The sequence below is a fragment of the Fibrisoma limi BUZ 3 genome (assembly GCF_000296815.2).
In the GTDB taxonomy this organism is placed as follows: domain Bacteria; phylum Bacteroidota; class Bacteroidia; order Cytophagales; family Spirosomataceae; genus Fibrisoma; species Fibrisoma limi.
In genome coordinates this window covers 437754-461109 of the sequence record NZ_CAIT01000010.1, presented here as the reverse complement: position 1 = coordinate 461109, position 23356 = coordinate 437754, and the positions used below count along the sequence as shown (strand labels likewise).

Annotated in this window: 17 protein-coding genes; 12 read left to right on the top strand and 5 right to left on the bottom strand. The window is 45.9% G+C overall.

Features of this window, described 5'->3' with window-relative positions; translation table 11 throughout:
* Nucleotides 1–110 precede the first annotated feature (110 nt).
* The 5 genes from BN8_RS29875 to BN8_RS29855 form a co-directional block, all read right to left on the bottom strand.
* Nucleotides 111–3761: an ABC transporter permease/M1 family aminopeptidase gene (locus BN8_RS29875; RefSeq protein ID WP_009285701.1), complete on the bottom strand. Its 3651-nt coding sequence runs from the start codon at nucleotides 3759–3761 to the stop codon at nucleotides 111–113.
* Nucleotides 3762–3865: 104 nt separating this feature from the next.
* Complete coding sequence (locus tag BN8_RS29870) at nucleotides 3866–4765, bottom strand: ABC transporter ATP-binding protein (RefSeq protein ID WP_009285700.1); 900 nt, start codon at nucleotides 4763–4765, stop codon at nucleotides 3866–3868.
* 157 nt (nucleotides 4766–4922) lie between these two features.
* Nucleotides 4923–5921 carry a Hint domain-containing protein gene (locus BN8_RS29865; RefSeq protein WP_009285699.1) on the bottom strand — a complete coding sequence of 333 codons (999 nt, stop codon included), beginning with the start codon at nucleotides 5919–5921 and terminating at the stop codon, nucleotides 4923–4925.
* Nucleotides 5922–5998: 77 nt separating this feature from the next.
* A complete protein-coding gene (locus BN8_RS29860) occupies nucleotides 5999–7570 on the bottom strand; it encodes a flavin monoamine oxidase family protein (RefSeq protein ID WP_009285698.1) in 1572 nt (523 codons plus the stop codon).
* 75 nt (nucleotides 7571–7645) lie between these two features.
* On the bottom strand, nucleotides 7646–8803 hold the full coding sequence (locus BN8_RS29855; protein WP_009285697.1) for a pyridoxal phosphate-dependent aminotransferase: 1158 nt from the start codon (nucleotides 8801–8803) through the stop codon (nucleotides 7646–7648).
* A gap of 1044 nt (nucleotides 8804–9847) precedes the next feature.
* On the opposite strand from BN8_RS29855, the gene BN8_RS29850 reads away from it, so the two are divergent.
* The 12 genes from BN8_RS29850 (at nucleotide 9848) to BN8_RS29795 (ending at nucleotide 23336) form a co-directional block, all read left to right on the top strand.
* Entirely contained in the window at nucleotides 9848–10642 is a 795-nt protein-coding gene (locus tag BN8_RS29850; protein WP_040007074.1) for a polysaccharide biosynthesis/export family protein, read from the top strand.
* A 60-nt stretch (nucleotides 10643–10702) separates the two neighbouring features.
* On the top strand, nucleotides 10703–12982 hold the full coding sequence (locus BN8_RS29845) for a GumC family protein (protein ID WP_229368460.1): 2280 nt from the start codon (nucleotides 10703–10705) through the stop codon (nucleotides 12980–12982).
* Between the two features lie 30 nt (nucleotides 12983–13012).
* Nucleotides 13013–13681 carry a sugar transferase gene (locus tag BN8_RS29840; protein ID WP_009285693.1) on the top strand — a complete coding sequence of 223 codons (669 nt, stop codon included), beginning with the start codon at nucleotides 13013–13015 and terminating at the stop codon, nucleotides 13679–13681.
* Between the two features lie 60 nt (nucleotides 13682–13741).
* Nucleotides 13742–15271 carry a lipopolysaccharide biosynthesis protein gene (locus tag BN8_RS29835; protein WP_040007072.1) on the top strand — a complete coding sequence of 510 codons (1530 nt, stop codon included), beginning with the start codon at nucleotides 13742–13744 and terminating at the stop codon, nucleotides 15269–15271.
* Nucleotides 15272–15281: 10 nt separating this feature from the next.
* On the top strand, nucleotides 15282–16313 hold the full coding sequence (locus tag BN8_RS29830) for a hypothetical protein (RefSeq protein WP_009285690.1): 1032 nt from the start codon (nucleotides 15282–15284) through the stop codon (nucleotides 16311–16313).
* Nucleotides 16314–16396: 83 nt separating this feature from the next.
* Entirely contained in the window at nucleotides 16397–17662 is a 1266-nt protein-coding gene (locus BN8_RS29825) for an O-antigen ligase family protein (protein WP_051041161.1), read from the top strand.
* Nucleotides 17634–18518: a glycosyltransferase family 2 protein gene (locus BN8_RS29820; protein ID WP_009285688.1), complete on the top strand. Its 885-nt coding sequence runs from the start codon at nucleotides 17634–17636 to the stop codon at nucleotides 18516–18518. The genes BN8_RS29825 and BN8_RS29820 overlap by 29 nt, the downstream gene beginning before the upstream one ends.
* 4 nt (nucleotides 18519–18522) lie before the next feature.
* Nucleotides 18523–19794 (top strand): glycosyltransferase family 4 protein, encoded by a 1272-nt coding sequence (locus BN8_RS29815; RefSeq protein WP_040007070.1) that lies wholly within the window; start codon nucleotides 18523–18525, stop codon nucleotides 19792–19794.
* Between the two features lie 456 nt (nucleotides 19795–20250).
* Complete coding sequence (locus BN8_RS29810; protein WP_229368456.1) at nucleotides 20251–21051, top strand: WecB/TagA/CpsF family glycosyltransferase; 801 nt, start codon at nucleotides 20251–20253, stop codon at nucleotides 21049–21051.
* A gap of 26 nt (nucleotides 21052–21077) precedes the next feature.
* Nucleotides 21078–21974 (top strand): glycosyltransferase family protein, encoded by an 897-nt coding sequence (locus BN8_RS29805; RefSeq protein WP_009285684.1) that lies wholly within the window; start codon nucleotides 21078–21080, stop codon nucleotides 21972–21974.
* Nucleotides 21975–22005: 31 nt separating this feature from the next.
* On the top strand, nucleotides 22006–22701 hold the full coding sequence (locus BN8_RS33820) for an acyltransferase (RefSeq protein WP_144051855.1): 696 nt from the start codon (nucleotides 22006–22008) through the stop codon (nucleotides 22699–22701).
* Nucleotides 22702–22760: 59 nt separating this feature from the next.
* On the top strand, nucleotides 22761–23336 hold the full coding sequence (locus tag BN8_RS29795) for a hypothetical protein (RefSeq protein ID WP_009285682.1): 576 nt from the start codon (nucleotides 22761–22763) through the stop codon (nucleotides 23334–23336).
* Nucleotides 23337–23356 lie beyond the last annotated feature (20 nt).

Here is a 23356-nt window from a genome sequence, read left to right as displayed (position 1 = left end):
GTCAGGCTCATTGTCATTGGAGCTTGGCTTAAAACAAACCGCCCGCTACCTATCTCCTGGCAGCAGGCGGTTTTGAAGCGTAGGGACTAGCCCCGAACGCAACCATGCGATTACAACACGTCTACCTTCGTGACGTTGTCGTCAGAAACGCGGTCGATCAGCTTGTTGTAAGGGTCGATTCCCGCTTTTAGGGGCTGGCCTTTCACGGTGAACTCCAGCGTATGCTCACCGGGTGTGAGCCAATGTTTCTGGAGGTATAACGGTACCTTCCGGGTCTGGCCGTTTTTGTTTTTGCTATCAGCCGTGAAAACACCAATTTCGATCAGGTCGCGGCCTTTGCCCTTGCCGGTTTCGTTTCCTTTCTTGTCGTAATACAGTTTTTTAGCTTCGACGGTCAGCTTCACGCGGTATTCATCACCTTTCAGCTTCGTGGCTTCGGCCTTTTTGATACGGTTTTCGTAGAGCGTAATCTTTTCAAACGCGTCCTCAACATAATATTGAAGCGAATCAGGCACGGCCGCTTTAATGGCTCCGTACCACTTGCCGGATGTAGGGAACGGCGGCTTTTGCAGGAACGCGTTTTTGTTGGCAAAATCGCTGAATGCCTTATTCAACTGGTCCTCACCCATCATGTCCTGCAAGGCATACAACACCAGCGACCCTTTGTCGTACCAGATGTACGCCCGCGTGTCGTTCTCGATCAGCGTTTCTTCAAACTTGTCTTCGCTGGCGCGGCCGGATAAATACCTGTCCAGGCAGTATTTCAGTCGATTCTGCATCACGTCTTCGCCGTATTTATGCTTCAGCACCATCAACGATGCGTACTCAGCCATCGACTCCGAAATCTGGTTGGCACCCCGCGTAAAGCTCGGGCAAACCTGATGCCCCCACCATTGGTGCGCCACCTCATGCGCCGTTACGTAGTAGGCATAGTCGGTTTTGTCGGGGTTCGAGAAATCGGCCACCCAACCGAAACTTTCCGTGTACGGAACCGTATTGGGAAACGACTGCGCAAAACCAGCGTAGCGCGGAAACTCCAGAATCCGAACCTGTTTGTACTGATACGGCCGGAAGTTTTTGCCATTATACGCCACCGCATCTTTCACCGACTGAATGTACCGATCGACGTTCCGGGTGTGCGTCGGATGGTGAAAAATCTCGATATTCACCGTTTGCCCATCCGGTGCTTTGTACGTTTCCTTCTTGACCGCGTAGCGGGCCGAACTCACGTTAAAGAAGTAATCCATAAGCCCCTCCTGCTTGTAAGCGTAGTATTTCCGGGGCCGCCCATCGGGTCCGTTCTTGACCCACTCTTTCTGCAAATAGCCGGGCAAAATGGCAACCTGGTCTGGCTCGGTCGATACGGTGCCTTCGAACGTAATGAGGTCGGCATCATCGTTGAACAGCAGGTTGCTCAGGCCAAACGCATCGGTCTGCTTCGGGGCACTGTACTCTTTTTTGGGCAAACCGTACTTCTTCCGATACTTGTCCGAATCCAGCTCACCCTGAGCACTGTAACCGAATTTCGGAAACAGATCGCCGTCGTTCAGGAAGCTGCCGTTGTAGACAATCTCGCGACTGAAGCCATTGTTCTCGAAACCCCGGTTTTCGGCGTGGGTCGACATAGCCAGCCGTACCGTGTCGCCCGGCTGCAACGTCTTCGGCAGTTGGTAGATGTAGTACCGGAACACCGTATCGTTATGCACCAGTTTCGGCGTAACGCCGTCGATGGTGATTGACGTAAGCTTAAAATGCGCTACCGAACTGCTCACGTTCAGGTGCAACGAATCAATCGGCTTAGGCGACTTGTTCACCATTGTAAAGACGCCCTGTGCTTCTACGTAGCGCTCCGTCGGAAACAGGTCCACGTTCACGTTTACGTCGGTCACCTTTGGTTGCCAGATCCGTTCGTACCGCTTGTATTTCTTTTCGTACTCGGCCAGTCGCTTGCGGCTTTCTTCCGGCGTTCGATACGTATTGAGCACGCTGACGTTGCGGTAGATGTATGCCCCCATGCCGAGCCAGCCCACCGTCAGAATGGTCAGGATAATGGCTGCGGGTGTATTGAAACGCTGGCGGGCCAGCTTCAAGCGGGTTTTCAAACTACTTTCGGCACCCCGATTCCAGAGCAGATTCGCAAATACCAGCAAAACCCCGCCGAGCAACAGCCAGTAGAGGTTAAAGGAATTGAGCGGACGCCAGAAGTGCCCAAAACCGTTCAGGTCTGAAATACGGTAGCCGGGTGTGTAGCTGTAGAACAGCAGGTTGTAATCCTTCTCGGCGAAGTTACGCACCCCGAACAGCACCATCCAGACGGCAATCGAGATGATATGCCCCGTGAATTTGTTGTTGACCAGGATGTGGATAAAGAACGTCAGCATCGCCAGTTGAACGTACTCCCACAACTCAATGCCGTAGAGGTCGGCGAAGTACATACCGAACTCATAGTTGAAGTACCCCTTTATCGTCTGATTAAACACGCCACTGATCCAGACAAGGTTGACCAACAGAAAGCAGACACCAAGCAGCGCAATGAACTTGGAGCCGTAGCTGAGCCAGTTGGGCACGGGCAGCGCGTCGGCGATACTGTCGTATCGGACGGCTTTATCGCGATGTACAGCTTCGCCAGTGTAGAAAATCAGGATGATGTAAACGAATAAGATGTAGTTGAAATCCTTGACTTCGAGCATGTAGTACGTCAGCGGCAGCGAGGGCGTTCCGAACGTAGGGAATCCAAACCACCCGTCGAAGAACAGGAACAGGAAGCCACAAAGCAGAATGGCCAGAAAATACGGGTCCTTCACGATGTTCATGAACTCAACCCGGGCCAGGCTGAACATATGCCGCAGGTACGCGCCGGTCGAATACACTTTATGGGCCACTGGCAGTTCACTGAGCGGTTTAGTCGCTTTGGGCACCATATCTTCCTTGCTCTTCTTGCCCAGTTTAACGGCGAGGAACCGCTGGAAATCGAACCGGAACAGCGTATATAAAAACACCAGTAACCCCAGCCCCGACCACAGCAACCGGTTCCATAGCAACGTACCGGTCAGCGGAACGGTCAGGGTGTTCTGCTCCGGCGGGGTCCAATAGCGGGTAGCCTCCACCACGGTCCGGTTGGCAAAAGGATCGAGCAGAGAAGCCAGTTCCCGCTGTTCAATGTCCTGCACCAGCGCACTGGCAACCAGATAGCCGATGAAGAGAATAATGCTGCCAACGTACGTGACAAATACGTTGCGCGTCAGGGCTACCAATCCGAAGAAGATAGAACTCAGGCAGAACAGCGTCGGCACAACGATAGTCAAAAACGGCTGAACATAGTGCCAAAGCTCAAAAGGCGCATAACGGTCCGGATTGTCGGACAGACCCAGCACCGGCCCCAGCGCCGACCCGACCGCAATGCCAACGCAGGCGCCCGACATAACAAACAGCAAGGTTACGAACGAGCCCAGGTATCGGCCCAACAGGTAGCCTTTTTCGCTGATTGGATAGCTGAAGAAGTACGTTTTGGTGTTGTGCTCGATGTCGCGGTAAACCGGCACGCCCATGATGGCCGAAGCCAGTAACGTACCGAAAATGGCGATGACCGACAGAAAGTTAGCGATGGCATAGGGCGAGTTAACATTCGTTTTCTCCGATGCCGGACCGTTTCCATACACCGTCACCAGGGCCATTAGCAGAAACAACAGAAAGAAGTACCCATACGTTGCCGGTCGGCGGAAACGGTACTTCAGCTCGAATTTGAAGATTTCGAAGAACATGAGGAAAGGGGAAAAAGGGAGGAAGGGGAGGAAAGGGAGAAGAGAAAGGGGGCGGAGAATTCCTTTTCTCCCTTTCCTTCTCTCCTCCCTTTTCTCCTTTATTATTATACCGTTACAACTTCCATCCGCTCCGTGATCGCTGTAAAGTACACATCTTCCAGATCAGCCTCAACCGGATCAAATCCAACTGGTTGCGTATCTGCATAGACGTGGATCTGCGTTTTGCCGGTTTTAAGCTGCGTCGAGATTACTCGGTAGGTAGCGCGGTAGTCGGCGAGTTCTGACTTTTCGATGAATTTCTTCCAGATCTTTCCTTGTACGTCCTCGACCAGATCGTTTGGATTACCCGTTGCGACCACCTCGCCCAGGCAAATGATCGCCATGTCGGAGCATAGATTCGTTACGTCTTCGACAATATGTGTGGACAGAATGACAATGGTATTCTCCCCAATTTCGGCCAGTAGATTATGGAAACGATTTCGTTCGGCGGGGTCCAGGCCCGCGGTTGGTTCATCCACAATGATAAGTCGGGGATTACCAATCAACGCCTGCGCAATACCGAAGCGCTGCTTCATACCCCCCGAGAACGTACCCAGGTTTTTGTTACGTACCTGATGTAGATTAACCTTCTGCAATAGCCCGGACACGATCTCTTTCCGCTCCCGGGCGTTGGCCAGTCCCTTCAACGTAGCAATGTGGTCCAGCATGGTTTCGGCCGTCACGCGCGGGTAAACCCCAAACTCCTGGGGCAGATAGCCCAGCACCCGCCGAACGGCATCTTTCTGACGCAGTACGTCAATATCGCCCTCGGGTAAGCCTGTCAGTTGAATACTGCCCGAGTCGGCTTCCTGTAGGGTAGCGATCGTTCGCATTAATGACGATTTACCGGCCCCATTGGGCCCCAGCAGGCCAAACATCCCCTGCGGAATCGTAAGCGACACGCTCTTGAGCGCATGTACGCCGTTGGAATAGGTTTTAGAAAGGTTACGGATTTCGAGCTGCATAGAATAGACGTGAGGAATCAGAAACAAATTAATAGTCAATATGCTCAGAATAACCCAAAACCACCAACTGACTTACGTAAACGGCAGTAAAGGTCTTTAAATGGCAAAAGCCCCAGATAGCCAGGGCTTTTTACTGCATGCTTCGGCTGAATGCTGCTTACTTATCCAGCACCACTGTTTCGCCAACCAGATACGATCCGTTCTGAGTTGATAAATTATAGACTTTGCCGACGGTACGCACCGACGGCTCTGTCCGAACGGCTTTGTACATCACTACGGTTTTTGTTGCCGGTTCGTAGCGATACAGTACGTCACCCGGATGAACCTCGCCAAGCGGCTTTCTGCCCGCAGCGGTCAGGACAGGGTGATTGGCAGTTGCTTCAAGCAAGGTTGGGGTTGCCAGACGGTTGGTATTGGTTGCCGTGATCTCCTGAACCGGTGTCAGCCACACGCCCGCAATGGCAAAATCTCCCTGATGCCGGTCTATTTTTGTTACCGATGTTTGAATCAGCGCTTTGCTTTTCGCATCGTAACTCATCACCAGATCGCCTTCAACTACGTCACTGATGGCCTTCATCGAGCCGTCAGCCAGTGTTACGGGCGCATCGGGAGCGAAGCAGAAGTTATACTCTTCCTTTTTCTTACCACCCTCTTCAGACTTAGCTCCTCCGCCGGCCATTAGCATGGCCATTTCGCGCGACAGAACGAAGCCAAGCGCCGACATGAGTCCCGGCTCTTTCTCCCCGACGTACTTGAGATCATCGATGTAGGCATCCCAGGCCTTACGGTCGGCCGACGCACCAGGTATCACAAAAGGTTTCACCTCGTTGGTTTTCCCATTCTGATAAATGGCCAGCAGCCCAAGTTCTTTGGTATCTTCCGCAGCAAATACTTTGTAGAGGTAGATTTTGCGCGGAATACCATCGCTATAGTTGAATACGTATGCCGGACGTTCTTCGTAGCGATCGAGAATAAAGCCCCCCGATTTGAAGTACGTGTCTTTATCAAGGTTGGCGATTTTGATCGCTTTAATGGATTTCAACTGATCCAGCGTCATGCTCCCCGACGTAGCTTGTGCCCAAACACGCTGGCTCAGCAACTGGGTCGCTACGACACAACACAGAAAGAAGAAGAACGAAAGTAGGTTGTTTTTCATACTGATTAGTCTGAGCCAAGCTCCGGCATGGCCGTGTGGTATTGTAGATTAACCAAGCCGGAGCTTGGCCGGGATGGTTATTTCTTTGTGTACTCGCCTACTCGCGCATGAATGGCTTCGACGGCCCGTCGGGCAGACGTAAACGCCCCGGCCATCCAGGCGGTTAGATAAGTCGTATGCTCACCAGCCAGGTAGATATTGCCATCAGGTTCAAGTAGAGACGGATAAAATTTCTTACGGGTCGCATCATCATACGTTGCCCAACCGCCTTCGCTGAAGGGTATGCGGTGCCACGCCAGGGAAAACGAATTGTCAAACTCTGCTGGGTACTGCGGATGAATCTTGCTCCCCTGCGTCAACGCGAGCTTTTCACGCTCAGTAATCGGCATAGCGCCCACGGCTTCGGCCCGGCTATAGAAGTTGTAGTAGCCGATCAATACGCCCTTGCGGCCCATGAACCCAAACGATGGATACCAGATCTGATTGATATCCATATTGGTGCGAGAGATACCGCCGTAGATGTGATCGTCCTCTTCCCAGAAACGCCGTTTGAACTGGAGTCCAATCTTGCCGGTTTTGATGTACGGCACAAAGTCGGCCGCCCGTTTTACCGTTCCCGACAAATCCGACTCGATGTTTTTCAAAACGGGCAGCGGCAACGTACAAACGCAAAACTCGGCCGTCAGTTCGGTTGGCTTACCATCTTTCTGATAGACCACCCGGACCCCGTTTTCCGTCTTACGTAGCTCAGTAACGGGAGCATTAAACACTATTTTACCCGTGAGCTTTTTCTCCAGCGCTTTTGGAATGGCATCCATTCCTCCAACCGGCTGAAGCAGGGTTGTCTGCTGCTCATAAACGTAGTCACCAACGTTGTAGAAAACCGGCTGCATGAACCCCGAACGTAACAAATCCGTCAGACCATAGGGATCGGTTAACTCACCGGCAACGGGTCCGGCCCCTGGCTCAGCCTTGGTTTTATACCCCCGTCGGTTGGTTCCTTTATACAGATGCGACGTATTGAGGTCTCCCTCGTTTTTTAAAAAGTCAATCAGCTTTTCGACGTCTTCCTTGGTCAACTGCTGATCGAGTGCCGACTGATCGAGCGCCTTAGCCAGCAGTTCGCTGGTGTAGCCGCGCATGTCGTTGTGGTATTCCTTGATCCGCATCCGACGGTTGGCCAGTTCACCGGTACCACCATCGTTGTAGAGATAAGCCGCTTCGTTAGCGCCGTTGAAAATTTCGAGCGGGACACCCAACTCCCGGCAGTACTGTAATGTTAACTGGTGATGATGCGGAATCCGGGCAGCTCCGCCATTGAAGTAAAGACCCTCCTCAAACCGACACGTCTGGGCGTCGCTGCCTTTTTCCGTTTCCTTTGTCCCACCCCGTACTGTCCAGACCCGTCCACCCGACCGCGACCGGGCTTCGAGTACGGTGCAGTCGTAGCCGAGTTTGCCGAGTTCATAAGCTGCAGCCATCCCGGCTAAGCCTGCTCCCAGTACAACAACCCGACGGGCTTTACCATCGTCGCGCCGACCGTTGGGCGGTAAATTGAAGGCAGAAGCTGGGGCTGGCTGAAGAAAGCCCCAGGCAAGTAACGAAGCATAGCTGGCTCCAGTCGAATTAATGAAGTCTCGTCGCGTCATAGAAAACGAAGGGAGGAGAGAGGAAGAAAAGATTGCAGGCGGCCCTCTGCTCCTTTTCTTCCCGTCCTCCTTTGCTTACCCTACTACTTTTTTAAATGTCTCTACAAAAGCTACCATCTCATCCATTGTACCCACGCTGACACGACAGAACGGCTGCCCGCCAAACTCACGCGTCTGTATCCCAATACCCTGAGAAAACATCTGATTTTCAAACGTCTTGGGTTTCATCCGAATCGGGAACAGCATAAAGTTGGCGTACGATGGAATTACTTCGTAACCCAGCTCGGCCAGCGCTTTTGCCGTGTACGCACGGGCCTTGGTGTTTTCTGTCCGACAGTGATTCTGCCAGTCAACGTCCTTGTAGCTGGCGATACCCGCCATGAGTGTTGTAATGCTGACGGCAAACTCGCCATTGGTGTACTGACGTAGCGCTTTAAGCGTTTCGGGCTGCCCAATAGCATAGCCCAGCCGAAGTCCCGCAAACCCATGAATTTTGGAGAACGTACGCGTCAGAATTACGTTCTGGCCTTCAGCAACCAGTTTTCCGAGCTTCGGGCGGTCGGCCGGCTCCAGAAAATCGATATAAGCTTCATCCATAAATACCGGTACTTTCGGCGCTACCTCGCGGCAAAAAGCTTCCAGTTCAGCCGGCGGCACAATGGTACCCGTTGGATTATTCGGATTCACGATATAGACCATCTTGACATCGGGCGTCAGTTTGGCCTTTATCGTAGCCAGATCGTACTGGTAGTTTTTGGTCATCGGTATGCTGACGATTTTGGCTCCGAATTTTTCGGCACGCTCCAGCAAATCGTCATACGTCATGGCACTGGTCAGAATAGTACCTCCTCCTTTGGCGTAATGGGCCGCGGCCGCCATCAGCAAGTCCGATGATCCTGGCGACATCATAATATTCGAGGGTTTCACTCCTTCATTTTCAGAAATCGCCTGCTTCAACTGGGCGAATTCCATCCAGACGTACCGATTCCCCAAATCCGCAGCCTTGACCAGGGCTTCGCGGGCACTGGGCGCGATTCCATGTGGATTCTCATTGGCGAAAAGCCGGGCCCGTAGCTTAGGCAGGTCGGGCGGCAGAATGGCAAACTCATTGATAAAGACCGACTGTACCGAGTTAGTCGGCGTAGCAGCCTTTGTGAATTTCAGACCAGCACTCAAACCAGCGGTCAGTAAACCACTAGCGCGAAGCCAGTCTCGGCGCGTATAAGAAGACATAGCAGTTTTAGGATTAATTCTTGATAAAATAAAAGTAAAGCAAAATAGCCTACTCTATCAAGTAATGCGCTGTGAATCTACACATTGGTATCAAAAAAATATATAGCCTATACCAACTTTTACTGTTAAAAAATTGGGGTTTAACCTATTTTTACAAAATCTTCATTGCAAAATATAACATTTAGCAAATTATGTCTGTGGCTAATCTCATTTAGGGAAAGGTATTTATCACGTACCGACATGGATCATTTTTACTCTATAAACTTCAGTCAATGCCCTGACAATCAAGTAATCTTGGAGCCCACTGTCACCTACTCACCATTACTTCAACGATAAACCTAATCAACGAAAGCTGAAGGACAAGAACTCTGTAAATTGCACAACTGACTAAGGATACATCCACTAGTTGACAAACCCTTCCTGAAATGAAAAACATCGGAACAACTATTATTTCAGCCGGTAAATGGCTCTGAAGATTTATTAATCGGCAATAACCTGGCCGTAACTCATTCTAAAAAAATACAAAGGCCTTTAAGGCATTACAGATAATCTAATTTTTATAAACTGTAACTTCTCTATAAATCTATTATCGAGATGTAGATATTATAAAAAAAGTAAGATTCATATAGAGAAATATATAAACAAACGACAAATAAAATTTTTTTTACAAAAAATATAACTATTTTAAATCCTACTTAGAATTAAAAAAATTTAATTCATATTAAGCAATAACATATCAAAGAGTATTCGTCTACAGATCATAGATAATATTCAAAATAAAATTGCCTTAATTAAATTCTATTGATACTGTATTATCAACTTTATAAAGTTAAATCAAAGAGTTTTTTTTTATAGCATACATCCTTTAATCAAATAAAAAATGCATTAAAAATCATAATACAGTCGGACACTTTACATAGATACAAATTCTGCTATACATTTTATGATGTAACTGCCGTCAAATGTTAACACTGAATAATCAGCAAGAAGCGGGCCAGTTTATCATCAGCATCAATCAAAATGTATTACAAAAAAACAGAAGTAATGAAAGAACTATTATTAAAGTGTATTTATCCACTTACTCTTATTGTATTATCGGTATTACAAAGCTGCACTTCGTCTAAGCAACTAACTTATTTTCAGCGAGGGACAAACTTTAAAGAGGATACAATCAATTTCGTAGAATCGTATATACCGACTATCAAAAAAGGAGATATTCTATCTATTCAGATCAGCTCACTAAATACCGAAGCATCTGCGTTCTTCAATCCGTATGCCAAAACTGTAGTTGATCAAAACTTAAATGGTAGCTCTTATAATCCCCTGCCAACCATTACGGGTTACTTAGTAGGGCAGGATGGCAACATCAAATTGCCATTAATGGGCACTTTAAAAGCAGTTGGTTTGACGAACACTCAGTTGAGTGAATTAATCCAGGCTAAGTTGAAAGATTATTTACGAGAGCCTACAGTAAACGTCAGAAATCAAAGCTTTCGGGTATCCGTATTAGGCGAAGTTGCCCGGCCTGCCTTGTTTACAATTCCCAATGAGCAAATCACACTACCGGAAGCGCTTGGTCTCGCCGGTGACCTCACCATTTACGGCCGTCGGGATAACGTACTAATCATACGCGAAGAAAAAGGAAAGCGCGTTTTCACCCGCCTTGACCTGACCAAGCGCGATGCCTTCCGGTCACCTTATTACTCCCTGCACCCTAATGATATCGTGTATGTGGAACCAGGAAAATCACGAATTGCCAGCGCTGATCGCGCCTTTCAGGTAATGCCAACTGTAGTTGGAATACTATCCGTAATAGCCATTATTGCCACTCGTCGATAATAGTAAGTATCCAAACGTATCATGAACAATCAATTCAACCACTCATACGTCCCGTATAAAATGATGGAGCCGGAAGAGCTTCGTGTGAGTGATTTGCTACCAAAATTTACCAGGAACTGGCCCTGGATATTGTTTTCTGTTTGCGTTTTTCTGGTTGCTGCCTACACCTATCTGGCTTATAAACAACCCATATACAAAACACAGGCAAGCCTGCTGATTCAGGACGAAAAGAAAGGGAATGAACGCGATCAGCCACTAAAAGAACTGGATGCTTATGTTCCTAAAAAAGTGGTTGAAAATGAAACTGAAATTCTCCGTTCCTACACGCTCATGAACCGCGTTGTAGACAAATTGCATCTCGACGTACGGTATTTTGAGAAAACGGCTTTCGGCAAACGGGAAATATACAAAGCCTCTCCGGTAGAAGTATTTATTGAGTTTGGCAAACCCGAGTTATACGAAGCGCCAATGCTGCTCACGTTCATCGACAGCAGTTCGGTAGAAATAAATGAGCAGGTTTATCCGCTTAATCAACGTATCAAAACACCACAGGGTCGTTTTCTGATCAAAACGCGCAGGGCTGTTGGCGATACGACTAACCAGGTGCTGGTACAGGCAATGAAGCGTCCGGCTGCGGTCAATGGCTACCTCAAAACACTTCAGGCAGAGCCGACCAGTAAAGCTTCAACGGTTGTCGTGTTAACCCTTGAAGATGCGGTTCCGGAAAAAGGAGAAGCTGTACTTAACCAGTTGATCGAAGAATATAACCAGGCAGCTATTATTGATAAGAATAAAGTGGCGGCCAATACGCTGCGCTTTATTGAAGATCGGCTGGCTATTCTTTCGGGCGAGTTAACGGCTGTTGAAAAAGAAGTAGAACGCTACAAAGCCACGCAAGGAATAACGGATTTGAGCACTCAGTCTGCTTCATTTTTGCAGGCAATTCAACAGAACGATGGTCTTTTGAATCAGGTAAATATTCAGCTAACTACGCTGAGTGATTTACAACGGTATATCAACAATCGCTCGCTGGACAGGAGCGCTACACCTGCATTGGTAGGCCTGAATGATCCTGTTTTATTCAGTTTGATTGAAAAGCTAACCCAACTGGATTTACAGCGTAGCCAATTAGTTCGTACAACATCTGAACAAAACCCACTGATTCAGACAATTGACACACAGATCAATTCGCTGAAAGGTAATATGGAGGACAACATCAGAACAATGAAGACAATGCTGATGAGTTCTCAACAACAGTATCGCGCAAAAAACGCACAGCTCGAAAGTTCAATCCGCACCATTCCGCAGAAAGAACGAACATTATTAACCATCTCACGACAACAGGCTATAAAGAATAACCTGTATACATACCTGCTTCAGAAGCGGGAAGAAACTGCCGTTTCGCATGCATCGGCCATTTCTGATAGTCGGACTATCGACGTCGCTCAAAGTACTGACGCCCCCATCAAGCCAGTTCCTTTGATGATCTATGGCTTGTTTGGATTCCTCGGTTTTATTATTCCGATTGGTATAATCGGTAGCCGTGAGCTGATCAATACCCGTGTAACGCGTCGGGTCGATGTTGAAAAGATTACGCAGGCTCCAATCATTGGTGAATTAACCCGTAAGCAGGAACCGGATTACTTAGTCGTCACGATGACAAATCAATCGCTGATTGCTGAACAATTCCGGACATTACGAGCTAGTCTGCCCGACATTCAATCCGATAAAAGTCAGGTTTTATTACTTACCTCGAGCATCAGTGGTGAAGGAAAATCATTTATTTCCTTAAACCTTGGCGCTAGCTTGGCTCTGGTCGGCAAACCAACCGTAATACTGGATATGGACCTTCGCCGGCCTCGGTTGCACAAGGAATTTAACTGGAGTAATACAACAGGAATAAGCAGTTATTTGACCGGAAAATGTACGGTCTATGACATCCTGAAACCAGTTCCCGGATACGATAATCTATTCATTATCCCGAGTGGACCACCGCCCACTAATCCATCCGAACTACTCAGCGGACAACCTCTCAAACAACTAATTGCCCAACTTCGCGAACACTTCGATAACATCATTATCGATACGGCTCCTATTGGTTTAGTTTCAGATGCCCGCCTGGTCGCTCCACTGGCAGATATGTCATTCTTTGTAGTCCGGCATGACGTTACGCCTAAAAATTATTTAAGACATATCGAGTCGCTTTTCCGGGAACAGCGATTCAAGAAGCTGAATATAATTCTGAATGCCATAGATAAAGACGAATCCTACTATTACGCTAAAATGTATAGCTATACCAGTAACTTATTAGGTAAGAAAAAATGGCTGTCGTTTTCCTGATTCCTAAAAACTTGCTTTACCATTTCAACGATGATCACTTCATTAAACGTAGATGCTGTTCAAATAGAGACAAAGCGAAGGTCACTAAATACAAAGCAGTTTTATAGCAACACCTTAAAACGCCTTTTCGACCTGCTCGTCTCTCTATTTGTGACCATCTTCGTACTTAGCTGGTTCATTCCGGTACTGGGTGCTGTCATTAAATTGACTTCACCGGGTCCTATCATCTATGTTCAATGGCGAACGGGCCGGAGAGGTCGCCCTTTCAAATGCTATAAGCTGCGGACGATGTACGACTCTGCCAAAAATGCTACGTTTAAACAGGCAACTTTCAACGACAGCCGGGTAACCGTCATTGGTCGTTGGCTACGTCGGACCAATCTGGACGAAGTGCCTCAGTTTTTCAACGTACTGCTGGGGCAGATGAGTCTTGTTGGCCCACGTCCACACGCCATACAACACGATGCTGAATTCTGGACAATACTGCCGGACTATCCCCGACGCTACGAGGTAATTCCGGGCATTACGGGTTTAGCACAGGTACGTGGGGCACGTGGTGTAACGGATAATACACTTAAGATGCACCACCGGCTCCGGTATGATTTGCACTACATAAAAAGACGCTCATTGCTGCTAGATATTAAGATTTGCTGGTGGACGATTAAGCCAATGTTTACAGGAAAGACAAACGCCTGGTAGTGAATTAGAATAGTATACTCAAATTTAAATAATAGGTCCTAGCTTATATTATTCTAATTTATGGCCTTAACTAAGTCAACATACTGGAATCTATTTTATCAATATTCATCCGTTGTGCTAAGTATAGTCAGTGGGATATTAATGGCTCCATTGTATCTACACTACATAGAAGGTACAACGTATGCCTACTGGTTAGCTAGTGGGAATATATTAATATGGATAACAATTATTGAGCCAGGCGTAGGTATTACATTAGAGCAAAAAGTTGCTTATTCAGCCGGACAGGCCAATAAAACAGAGCTATCTAAACTGATTACGTCAGGCCTGATACTATGTTCGCTTATATTAGTTGCTTCCTTCGCCGTTAGCTTTCTCATTCAACATTATATACCAGCCATTTTAGATTTAGGAAGGTGGCAATATACATCCGTGCTTCAGGAAGCGTTCCTCTGGGCTTCGGTTGGATCATGTCTTTCGTTATGTACATACTCTCTGGTTGGCGTTAACCAGGGTTTACAGCATACCGCTTACACTGGACTGGTGTATCTGATATCACAACTTGTCGGCATTTTTATTACAATTTATGGTCTCCTTCAGGGATGGGGCCTGTTAAGCATTGGCTATAGCCGCGCTGTAACCGGTATTTTGTATTTTATTGGTAATGGTATTATTCTCCTATATGCATTGCGGAAAGATGCTATCAAATTATTATACGACAAACAATACTTCAAAAGCTTCTATAAAATTTTTTCGTACACGTTTGCTAATAAAATGGGCGTCACTATCGCCAATAACATAGACCTGATTGTCGTTTCTAGATTTCTTGAGCCAACCATTATTACACAATTAGAATTAAGCAGGCGCCCTCAAAATATTTTTAGTGGTTTCGTTAATCGAACAACCTACGCCTTATTACCTTCTATGTCTCATAGCTTTGGCAAAGGCGACATTGACGCTGTAAAAAGAATTTACATCCAATTCCTGAAAGGCTTCTTATTCATATCCTTAATCATTTCATTTGGTTTTATAATCTTCAACGAAGCGCTCTTACAATTTTGGGTAGGCCCCGAGAATTATATTGGAGATGTAGAGAATATACTTATTGTACTATCAATAGTTATCTCTTCCTATACGTATAGCAATTCTAATTTTTCATTTTCGGCTGGAAATATTAAAGGAAATAGTAAAGTTGGGATCTATCGATCAATTCTATACTTGGCGCTAATCTTTCCTCTTACAATGTATTTCGGTGTAGTTGGTCTGATAGCAGCTCTAATCATTAGTTATATAACCACTGAGCTTTGGTATTATCAACTTGATCTTGCCAACGTAATCAATCTTAAGCAGTCAGAAGTATGGCAAGTGGTCAAACCTAACCTAATTCCTCTTTTGATTATGACTTGTCTGGCGTTTTATTTACACAGCCTGACTTATAGATCACTTCTACACGTGTTTTTGGTAGCCTTCTTATTTGTTCTGATGGCTACAGCCTGTTTTTACTTCACTGTTCCGGAGATACGTATTCAAGTCGGTATCCTTGTGCAAAAAATCAAACAAAAAGCGATACCAAGCCACTCAATAAACCGATAAGCTGACGACAATGGCAAATGAATCATTTTATTCTCACAATTTGGGAGCAGTTGAGCGTCTTTACTGGTCTACAACCTTGTTGCGACTTGTTAAATTTGGTTACGAAGGAGTTACAAAAATAGTTACAAACCATGCTCAGGTCGATGATAGTCCAGCCGGCAAGGCCTATGACTTTGTTGGCCAACAAGCCAATCATGCGATCGCTACTTTATTGACTAATGATAGCCCTTGCATGATTACTCGGTTTGGAGCAACTGAGTTGAACTGCGTTGCAGCTCATTATATGACCCAGTATAAGCGTTTTGATCTAGAAACGCTGCGACGGTATTTAATGGATGAGATTAATGTTATCGGATGGCGGAAAAGTATTATAAATAATATGAGTATTTGGTCTGGATTTTTTCCTACAGACCAAACACTACTTGAACGATTTGCTGATGAGACATTACAAAACCTATCAAAGATTGACATCCTGGTATCCTGGTTAAAAGAAGAGAAGCATTTAGAAACTTATCTTTCAAACGTTACGCGCATTTCAATTGACGATTTTGAACCATTCTTTTTTGATAATCCGTGGACCAAAGCGCTTGAAGGCAAAACCGTACTTGTTATTCATCCATTTGAACGTAGTATTCAATCCCAGTATAATCAAAGGCATTTACTGTTTAAAAATCCTGATATTTTACCAAATTTTACCCTGAAGACAATAAAAGCCGTTCAATCGATTGCTAATTCACACACAGAATTTGCTACCTGGTTTGATGCTTTAGACAGCATGTGTAAACAAATAGATCAAACTGAGTTTGATGTTGCATTGATTGGGGCCGGTGCTTATGGGATGCATCTGGCCGCTCATGTTAAGTCGATAGGGAAAAAAGCGGTCCATATGGGTGGCGTGTTACAAGTATTGTTTGGTATAAAAGGGGCTCGTTGGGACAATAAACCTAAATACGCAGCCTTGCAAAATGAACATTGGATAAGGCCGGCAAAGACAGAAACACCTACACAAAGTAATTTAGTAGAGGGCGGCTGTTACTGGTGATATATTTCTCCGTCTAAGAAAATATAAGAAGCGGCAATTCTATTTATTAAGATTATGTTTTCGTAGATTAATTACTGGTCACTATGAAACAAAAAATTGGATATGTATTATTTTTTATAATTCTGTTCGCAACAGAAGCAATGTGTTATGGAGGAGACGTTGAGAGCGTGATTGCTTATCAAATGAATAATATTGTAGCTGTTTTTGGGATTCCATTTCTATTCATTCTGGCTTTATATCGTTTTCCCACAATATACAATTTTGTTTTGTACGGATTAATTATTGGAACCGTCGGTCTTATTCTTGAGTCGCTATATACGTATAACCAAATCTTATATTCGCCCTTCGTCGTAAAGCGATTTTTCTTTTGCGGTGTAGCGCTGATCGCCTATTTTATTGCGGTAAAGTTCTCGCCTTTTCCCATTAAAACGGTTGTCTGGCTAATCTTTTTATTTTATTTTATTAATCAGATAGCATTAGGCAAAATATTCACGTATCGTCTTACGCCTGATACACGCACACAGGAAGCCTCTGAAGCGTTGTACATGATTATCCCTTTCACTTACTACTTCGTTCAATACATCACAAAATATAAGTGGACGGACTTGTTAAAAGCTATTGCCGTATTCACGTACACAGTTTTACTGATGCATCGGTCGGTTATTGCTTCTATTTCGTTCTCTGCTCTGCTTATCATCGGATTTTCCGCAATGGGTAAAATACCGAACAGCCGCTTACAGATTCGGCGCAGTCTCGGCACCATCCTACTTTTAATCTTTCTGGGTGCACCCATTATAACGGCTATTTCGCCAACCCGGGTGCAAGCTTTTTTTGAAAATATAGGCGGTATTCTTACCCCAACGGAGGACGAAACAGGCAGTTGGCGTTACGAGCAAACATTATATTACTGGAAGAAAATCGCGGAACGTCCCGTTTTTGGCTGGCGCTATGAAGGCTATGAAGAGGGCGAGATTATGGAAAATGACGGCTTTTCCGAAAAAGGTACCGTTATTCACTCGCAGTACGTTGACCTCCTCTATAACTATGGCTTATTCGGCCTGATCCTAAGCCTTACCATCATAGCCGCGACTTTATGGGCTTTGTATAAGCGCCATCGCTATCTGACCATCGATCAGCTTGTGCTTTTTAGCTATATAGCTGGGGCGCTGGTATTCGGCATTTCGTATCAGTTTCCTCTGTGTTACTGGAGCTTCGTAGGCCTTGGTATGTATCATGCATTCGTAGCAGCTCCGGCCCCCGATCCGTTTGTTGCGACTCTTCCCCAGATGGATTTCACTTATTCTCAGTTCGGACAGCCTTATGATCAACATAGTCATACCCGTATTTAATCGTAAAAAATATACCCGGCAGTGCCTGGAATGTCTTGTGGGACAGACCTATCGGAATTTTCGCATTATCGTTGTAGACGATGGCTCAACCGATGGCACTTCGGAAATGATCGAACAGGATTTCCCTTCAGTGGTGTTACTTCACGGAAATGGTAATCTCTGGTGGACAGAAGGTACAAACTGGGGGGTTCGGTATGCACTTATGCATGAGGTGAAAGGCGAAGATAACTTCGTGCTGACCCTCAACGACGATACAAAGGTTGAAGCAAATTACCTGCAAACGTTGATCGATGCGTATGAACTTCATAAGCCATGCCTGATTGGATCTGTCTGCGTGGATAGTGAAAATCCGGACAAACTGGAATTTGCCGGAACCGCTTTTGAACTGTATACTGCTGGTGGCAAGAATTTAGCCGCGGATTATAACTACAGTTACCCGGAACTCAAAGCAAAAGCCGCGTGGTTGAACTCCGATTCGCTTTCCGGGCGGGGTGCATTGATTCCCATGATCGTGTTCAAAAAAATTGGTTTGTATGATGCGACCAATTACATCCACTACATGTCCGACATCGATTTTTCGGTTAGAGCTCGCAAAGCCGGTTTTCCGCTGGTTGTTAATACCAATAGTCTGGTGTACGAATACGTCAATGAAACCGGGATTCAGACGGAGCGCCGAATCAGTTGGAAAGAGTTTTTTAGTGGCTTCACATCCATTAAGTCGCCAACCTATCTGAAAGCCCGTTATCATTTTGCAAAGGCCCATTCAAAGACTAAGCTGCTTTATTTCGTAGCCGATATTTCCCGGATCAGCATCGGTTTTCTGCTGCGCAAAGTTGGCCTGGTAAAAACTGTCTGAGGGCATGATGAAAGTTCTTCTATCAGCTTATGCCTGCGTACCCTATCAGGGCTCCGAGCAGTTGACCGGCTGGACGTATGCCTCTACGTTAAGTATGAATGACGTAGAAGTGCATTGCCTTACCCAGGGCGATGGTCAGAAGGTTATTGACCCAATTCTGGCTGAAGGCCTTTTTCCGAACCTGCGGGTGCATTACGTACGGGTGCCGAAGTGGGTAGACCGGCTTTACTACAAAGGTTTATTCGGTCTCTATTTTCATTATCTCTACTGGCAATGGCAGGCCTATCGTACGGCTAAACGCCTGAATGCCCGTGAACGCTATGCTCTTGTCCATCACGTAACCTACGGCAGTATTCAGCTTGGTAGTTTTATGTACCGGCTGAAAATACCGTTCATTTTCGGACCTGTTGGTGGCGGACAGGAAGCGCCGGCCATCCTGAAAGATTATTTCGGCAAATACTGGCAACGCGAACAACTCAGAAGTCTGGTCAGTAAGCTCCTGCAACGCCTGAATCCAGGGTTTTATAAATCACTACGACTAGCCTCCCGGGTAATTGTTACAAACAAGGATACCTACCGGCTTACTCAGCAGTTTCGGCGCAACAAGCCGATTGACTGGGTATGGGACGCTGGATTGGCTTCCTCATTTCTACCGGAGGAGCCAGTCAAACGTACTGCTGGCAATGAGTTAAAATTACTTTGGGTAGGGCGCTTATTACCAAGAAAAGCCCTTGAACTTACCATTCACGCATTTAGTAAAGTCAATCCAGCCTATCCGATTACGTTAACCGTGGTGGGTGGTAGTGGTGAAATGAGCGGGCAATTGACTGATTACTTATCGCACTATCAGGTAACTGATCGGGTCAGACTGGCTGGGCAGGTAACGTTTCAGGAGGTTAGAAATTTTTATCGCGAAGCCGATGCTTTCATATTCACCAGTCTTCGTGATTCATGCCCGCATCAACTTCTTGAAGCAATGGCATTCTCCCTGCCAATCGTCACCTTGTCGCTACATGGCCAGGATGAATTAGTTAGTGATTCGAACGGAATTAAAGTCTCTATTCAGACAAAAGACCAGGTTGCCGATGAGTTAGCCAAAGCCATTGAATGGATGTATACTCACCCAGACGAGCGGTTAAAAATGGGAGAAGCTGCGTATCAATTCGCAAAGCAGGAAGTCTGGGACTTAAAAATTAAAAAGTTTGTCGACGAATTTTATCCCGCAGCTTTAGCTACTACAGTATCAGAAGAGATGTATGTTAGCGAAGCTAAATAAGGCAGTCAGGCATCTTTTAATTTAACTATTCTCCTAATTAATAGACTAGACATTAATCTTTCCTCGCTACTCAAGGAATATCGGCTAAAGCACCGATATTTTTTTTAACACAGACTTGAAACATCAATGTCCCCACTTAATGATTACCATAAACAACATATATCAAATAAAAGAATTTTAACAATAGATATTTGCTATGATATTTCATTAATCAGAAATTAAAATTTATCAATTCAGCTATTCCATTCAAAAGTTTTCCACTCATTTTATAGTATCAACGCATGTATAAATTCAATTACATGTACACTTATGTGTTGACTTATTTACTCTAAAAAATTACAGATCTATTTCTTATTTATAGATACACTAATTAGTTACATAACCAAACTTTCGACGCCTTTGTAATCTATTGAAGACCAGCATTATATCTTTACTTTTGAGCCTGTGTTTTTCACTTTGCAATCTATTACAATTTTGGTTTCACAACGCACAACAAGCTCATATCAGAATCTGGTCCGCCATCGTGTTATCAGCCTGAATTTAACGAATGCATCGCACGAAACTTTAGTGGATGGCATCATGATGAATGCAGCGCATCGCCGGTCCAGAACCGTATGTTTCGCAAACGTTCATATGGTTGTAGAAGCTCATTTACATTCAACTGTAGCCAGCGCTGTAAACAAAGCCGATTGGGCAATAACCGATGGTATGCCGCTGGTTTGGGCTATAAAAAGTTTATACGGACTAAAGCAGGATCGTGTTGCCGGAATGGACATGATCCTGAGTCTATTAGACCGGGCTGAAAAAGAGAATATTTCTATTTTTTTCTACGGCTGCACACCAGATGTACTTCAACGGGTACGTCAATTCTGTCTGCATAATTTTCCGTCTATTAAGATTGCAGGTACCATCTCCCCTCCCTTCCGGGCTCTTACGGACGCAGAGGAAAAGGAGGTAATTGAAACAATCAATAACTCTGGAGCAGGACTGGTTTTCGTAGCGCTTGGTTGCCCGAAGCAAGAGCTTTGGATGGAACACATGAAACACCGCATTCAAGCGGTCATGTTAGGGATTGGAGGAGCTTTACCGATGTTAATCGGCGAGAAAAAACGGGCACCAAAGTGGATTCAACGTATTGGTTTCGAATGGTTGTTCAGGCTTGTACAGGAACCACGCCGACTGTTCAAACGATATGCTGTCACTAACACGCTGTTTGTCTACTTTTTTCTGAAACAGTTGATTACCCAACGTTCGTAACTGGTTAGCATTTAATTAAGAAATATATGCCTGCTCCAATTATATTATTTGGCTATAAACGTCCGGCTGAACTCGATCAGACAATACAGGCGCTACAACGTAATTATCTCGCTGCTCAAAGTGATCTCTATGTTTTCGTTGATGCACCTAAAAAGCTAATTGATGAGCCAAAAGTGAATCAGGTTCGGCAATTAGTTCAGGAAATAAGAGGTTTTAAATCGGTTAAGTACAGTTTTGCCGAATCCAATATTGGCTGTGCTGATTCAATAATTGGGGGCGTATCGAACGTACTTACCCAGCACTCGTCGGCTATCATTGTTGAAGATGACATAGTAACCGCTCCAAATTTTCTGGACTACATGAACCAATGCCTGAAGCGATACGCAACTGAACCCGGTGTATTCTCGATTTCGGGCTATACGTTCCCGTTCCGGCGCCCTGCGGACTATCAGGCCGATACGTACTTCATGCCGCGTCATAGCCCCTGGGGATGGGCCACCTGGGCCGACCGCTGGCATAGCGTTGACTGGTCGATTGCCGACTACGATCAGTTTATTACCGACCGTGAACAACAGAGAGCATTCATGCAGGGAGGTACCGATCTGGTTCGTATGCTGCGTCGGCAAATGGAAGGGGAAATTGACGCCTGGGATATTCGATTCTGCTACAACCGATTCAAGGCCAATGCCCTTACGGTTTATCCAATTACATCGAAAGTACAAAATATCGGGTTTGGCAAAGAAGCAACGCATACGAACGGGTATAACCGCTACCGTACCCTACTCGATTCCGGCGAGCGCAGGACATTCCGGTTACTTGACAACGTAGCTGTTACTGACTATTACCAACGACAGACACTACAACGCTATAGCCTGGCAACCCGTATCTACAATCGCCTGAAGACGTATGCAGGAATGCATTAATCGCTGCAAAACTTCAACATCTATAAATCTCATGGTTCAGGAATACCCCAATTCTGCGATCTCCACCTCAGTCAGTAAGCTATCACCGAGCTATGCGCTACGAATAGCCGGCAAAGTGTGGAAACTGGTTGTCACATCGATTCACGTTCGTTATTCTAAAATTTATACGTACATACTGTTTAAGGTTAATGGTGTTGATTTTCAAACTGATTTCATTGCACGCGGCATTCCGGTCATCAACAACAACCTGAAGGGATATATCCGAATAGGCAACCGGTTTGTGATGCACTCCGGCCGATACACACTCATTGGCCGGCAGCAACCGTGTCTCTTCATGGTGAGTGAAGGTGCCAGCCTGACCATTGGTAACAATGTGGGCATGAGTTGCACGTCTATCGTCTGCACAAAACAGATTACCATTCGTAACAACGTACGCATCGGTAACAATACGGCCATCTACGACACGGATTTTCATAGTCTGGACCCAACTATTCGTACGTCCCCAATCGAAGATGATGCCTTCACCAAAACGGCTCCGGTATTGATCGACGATAATGTTTTCATTGGAGCACACACCACCATTCTTAAAGGCGTCAGCATCGGACGAAACTCAATTGTTGGCGCGGGGTCGCTGGTCAGTAAAAGCATTCCGGCCAATCAGATCTGGGCAGGTAATCCAGCCCGATTTATTCGCCATATCAATGATGATGGAACCCCAGCGCATTAAGTATACTATCTATTCGGTCGATTGCCTTATACCTAGTTTAACGTACCATCCTCAGTAGTATGAATAACCAATTGACCGCCTATGATTTAGCAAATTACATCTCGTGTAAGGCCAAAGTCACAACCGACGAATACGGCCCCGTTACTGCCTATTTATCAGGAGTTTATATTGATCCTGCGGATACGAATAAAAGCACAATTTTCATTACATTTGATTCACCCGTTAACGGCATGTGGAGCGATTGGGTCGAGACTCATCAGGTGATACCGATTTTGATGCCGTTAAGCGCATTAAGCGTACCAGACGGCCTGACATTAGTAGAGATAGCCTGTAACCGTTCGTTCAATCCCGCTACTACTATTTGTCATATCAGTATTGAGCGAACCAAAACGGCATCGGGTTATCACGACACGGGTGTTTTGATAACAGTAATTGACGTACTGGACTATACCATCCGGTTATTCATAGGATTTGATCAGCACATGAGGTGCCAGCGTGAGATGGAGGACTTTCCCATCGCTAACATTTTGGCGATCTGGAATTACCTAACCCATCGATGCTACGATGTTCAGGGCTGGATTCAGCTGGGTCTGGCTTACAATGGTGTCTATGTACCGGAACAGGGTAACGACTGATCAGGCAAAACAATAATCGC

Bases quoted from the DNA above. Each gene is read 5' to 3' on its own strand.
- BN8_RS33820 (WP_144051855.1), top strand. From the start codon at position 22,006: ATGGTTCAGGAATACCCCAATTCTGCGATCTCCACCTCAGTCAGTAAG.
- BN8_RS29805 (WP_009285684.1), top strand. From the start codon at position 21,078: ATGCCTGCTCCAATTATATTATTTGGCTATAAACGTCCGGCTGAACTC.
- BN8_RS29815 (WP_040007070.1), top strand. From the start codon at position 18,523: ATGATGAAAGTTCTTCTATCAGCTTATGCCTGCGTACCCTATCAGGGC.
- BN8_RS29825 (WP_051041161.1), top strand. From the start codon at position 16,397: ATGAAACAAAAAATTGGATATGTATTATTTTTTATAATTCTGTTCGCA.
- BN8_RS29830 (WP_009285690.1), top strand. From the start codon at position 15,282: ATGGCAAATGAATCATTTTATTCTCACAATTTGGGAGCAGTTGAGCGT.
- BN8_RS29865 (WP_009285699.1), bottom strand. From the start codon at position 5,921: ATGAAAAACAACCTACTTTCGTTCTTCTTCTTTCTGTGTTGTGTCGTA.
- BN8_RS29795 (WP_009285682.1), top strand. From the start codon at position 22,761: ATGAATAACCAATTGACCGCCTATGATTTAGCAAATTACATCTCGTGT.
- BN8_RS29875 (WP_009285701.1), bottom strand. From the start codon at position 3,761: ATGTTCTTCGAAATCTTCAAATTCGAGCTGAAGTACCGTTTCCGCCGA.
- BN8_RS29850 (WP_040007074.1), top strand. From the start codon at position 9,848: ATGAAAGAACTATTATTAAAGTGTATTTATCCACTTACTCTTATTGTA.
- BN8_RS29840 (WP_009285693.1), top strand. From the start codon at position 13,013: ATGATCACTTCATTAAACGTAGATGCTGTTCAAATAGAGACAAAGCGA.
- BN8_RS29820 (WP_009285688.1), top strand. From the start codon at position 17,634: ATGATCAACATAGTCATACCCGTATTTAATCGTAAAAAATATACCCGG.
- BN8_RS29870 (WP_009285700.1), bottom strand. From the start codon at position 4,765: ATGCAGCTCGAAATCCGTAACCTTTCTAAAACCTATTCCAACGGCGTA.
- BN8_RS29835 (WP_040007072.1), top strand. From the start codon at position 13,742: ATGGCCTTAACTAAGTCAACATACTGGAATCTATTTTATCAATATTCA.
- BN8_RS29845 (WP_229368460.1), top strand. From the start codon at position 10,703: ATGATGGAGCCGGAAGAGCTTCGTGTGAGTGATTTGCTACCAAAATTT.
- BN8_RS29855 (WP_009285697.1), bottom strand. From the start codon at position 8,803: ATGTCTTCTTATACGCGCCGAGACTGGCTTCGCGCTAGTGGTTTACTG.
- BN8_RS29860 (WP_009285698.1), bottom strand. From the start codon at position 7,570: ATGACGCGACGAGACTTCATTAATTCGACTGGAGCCAGCTATGCTTCG.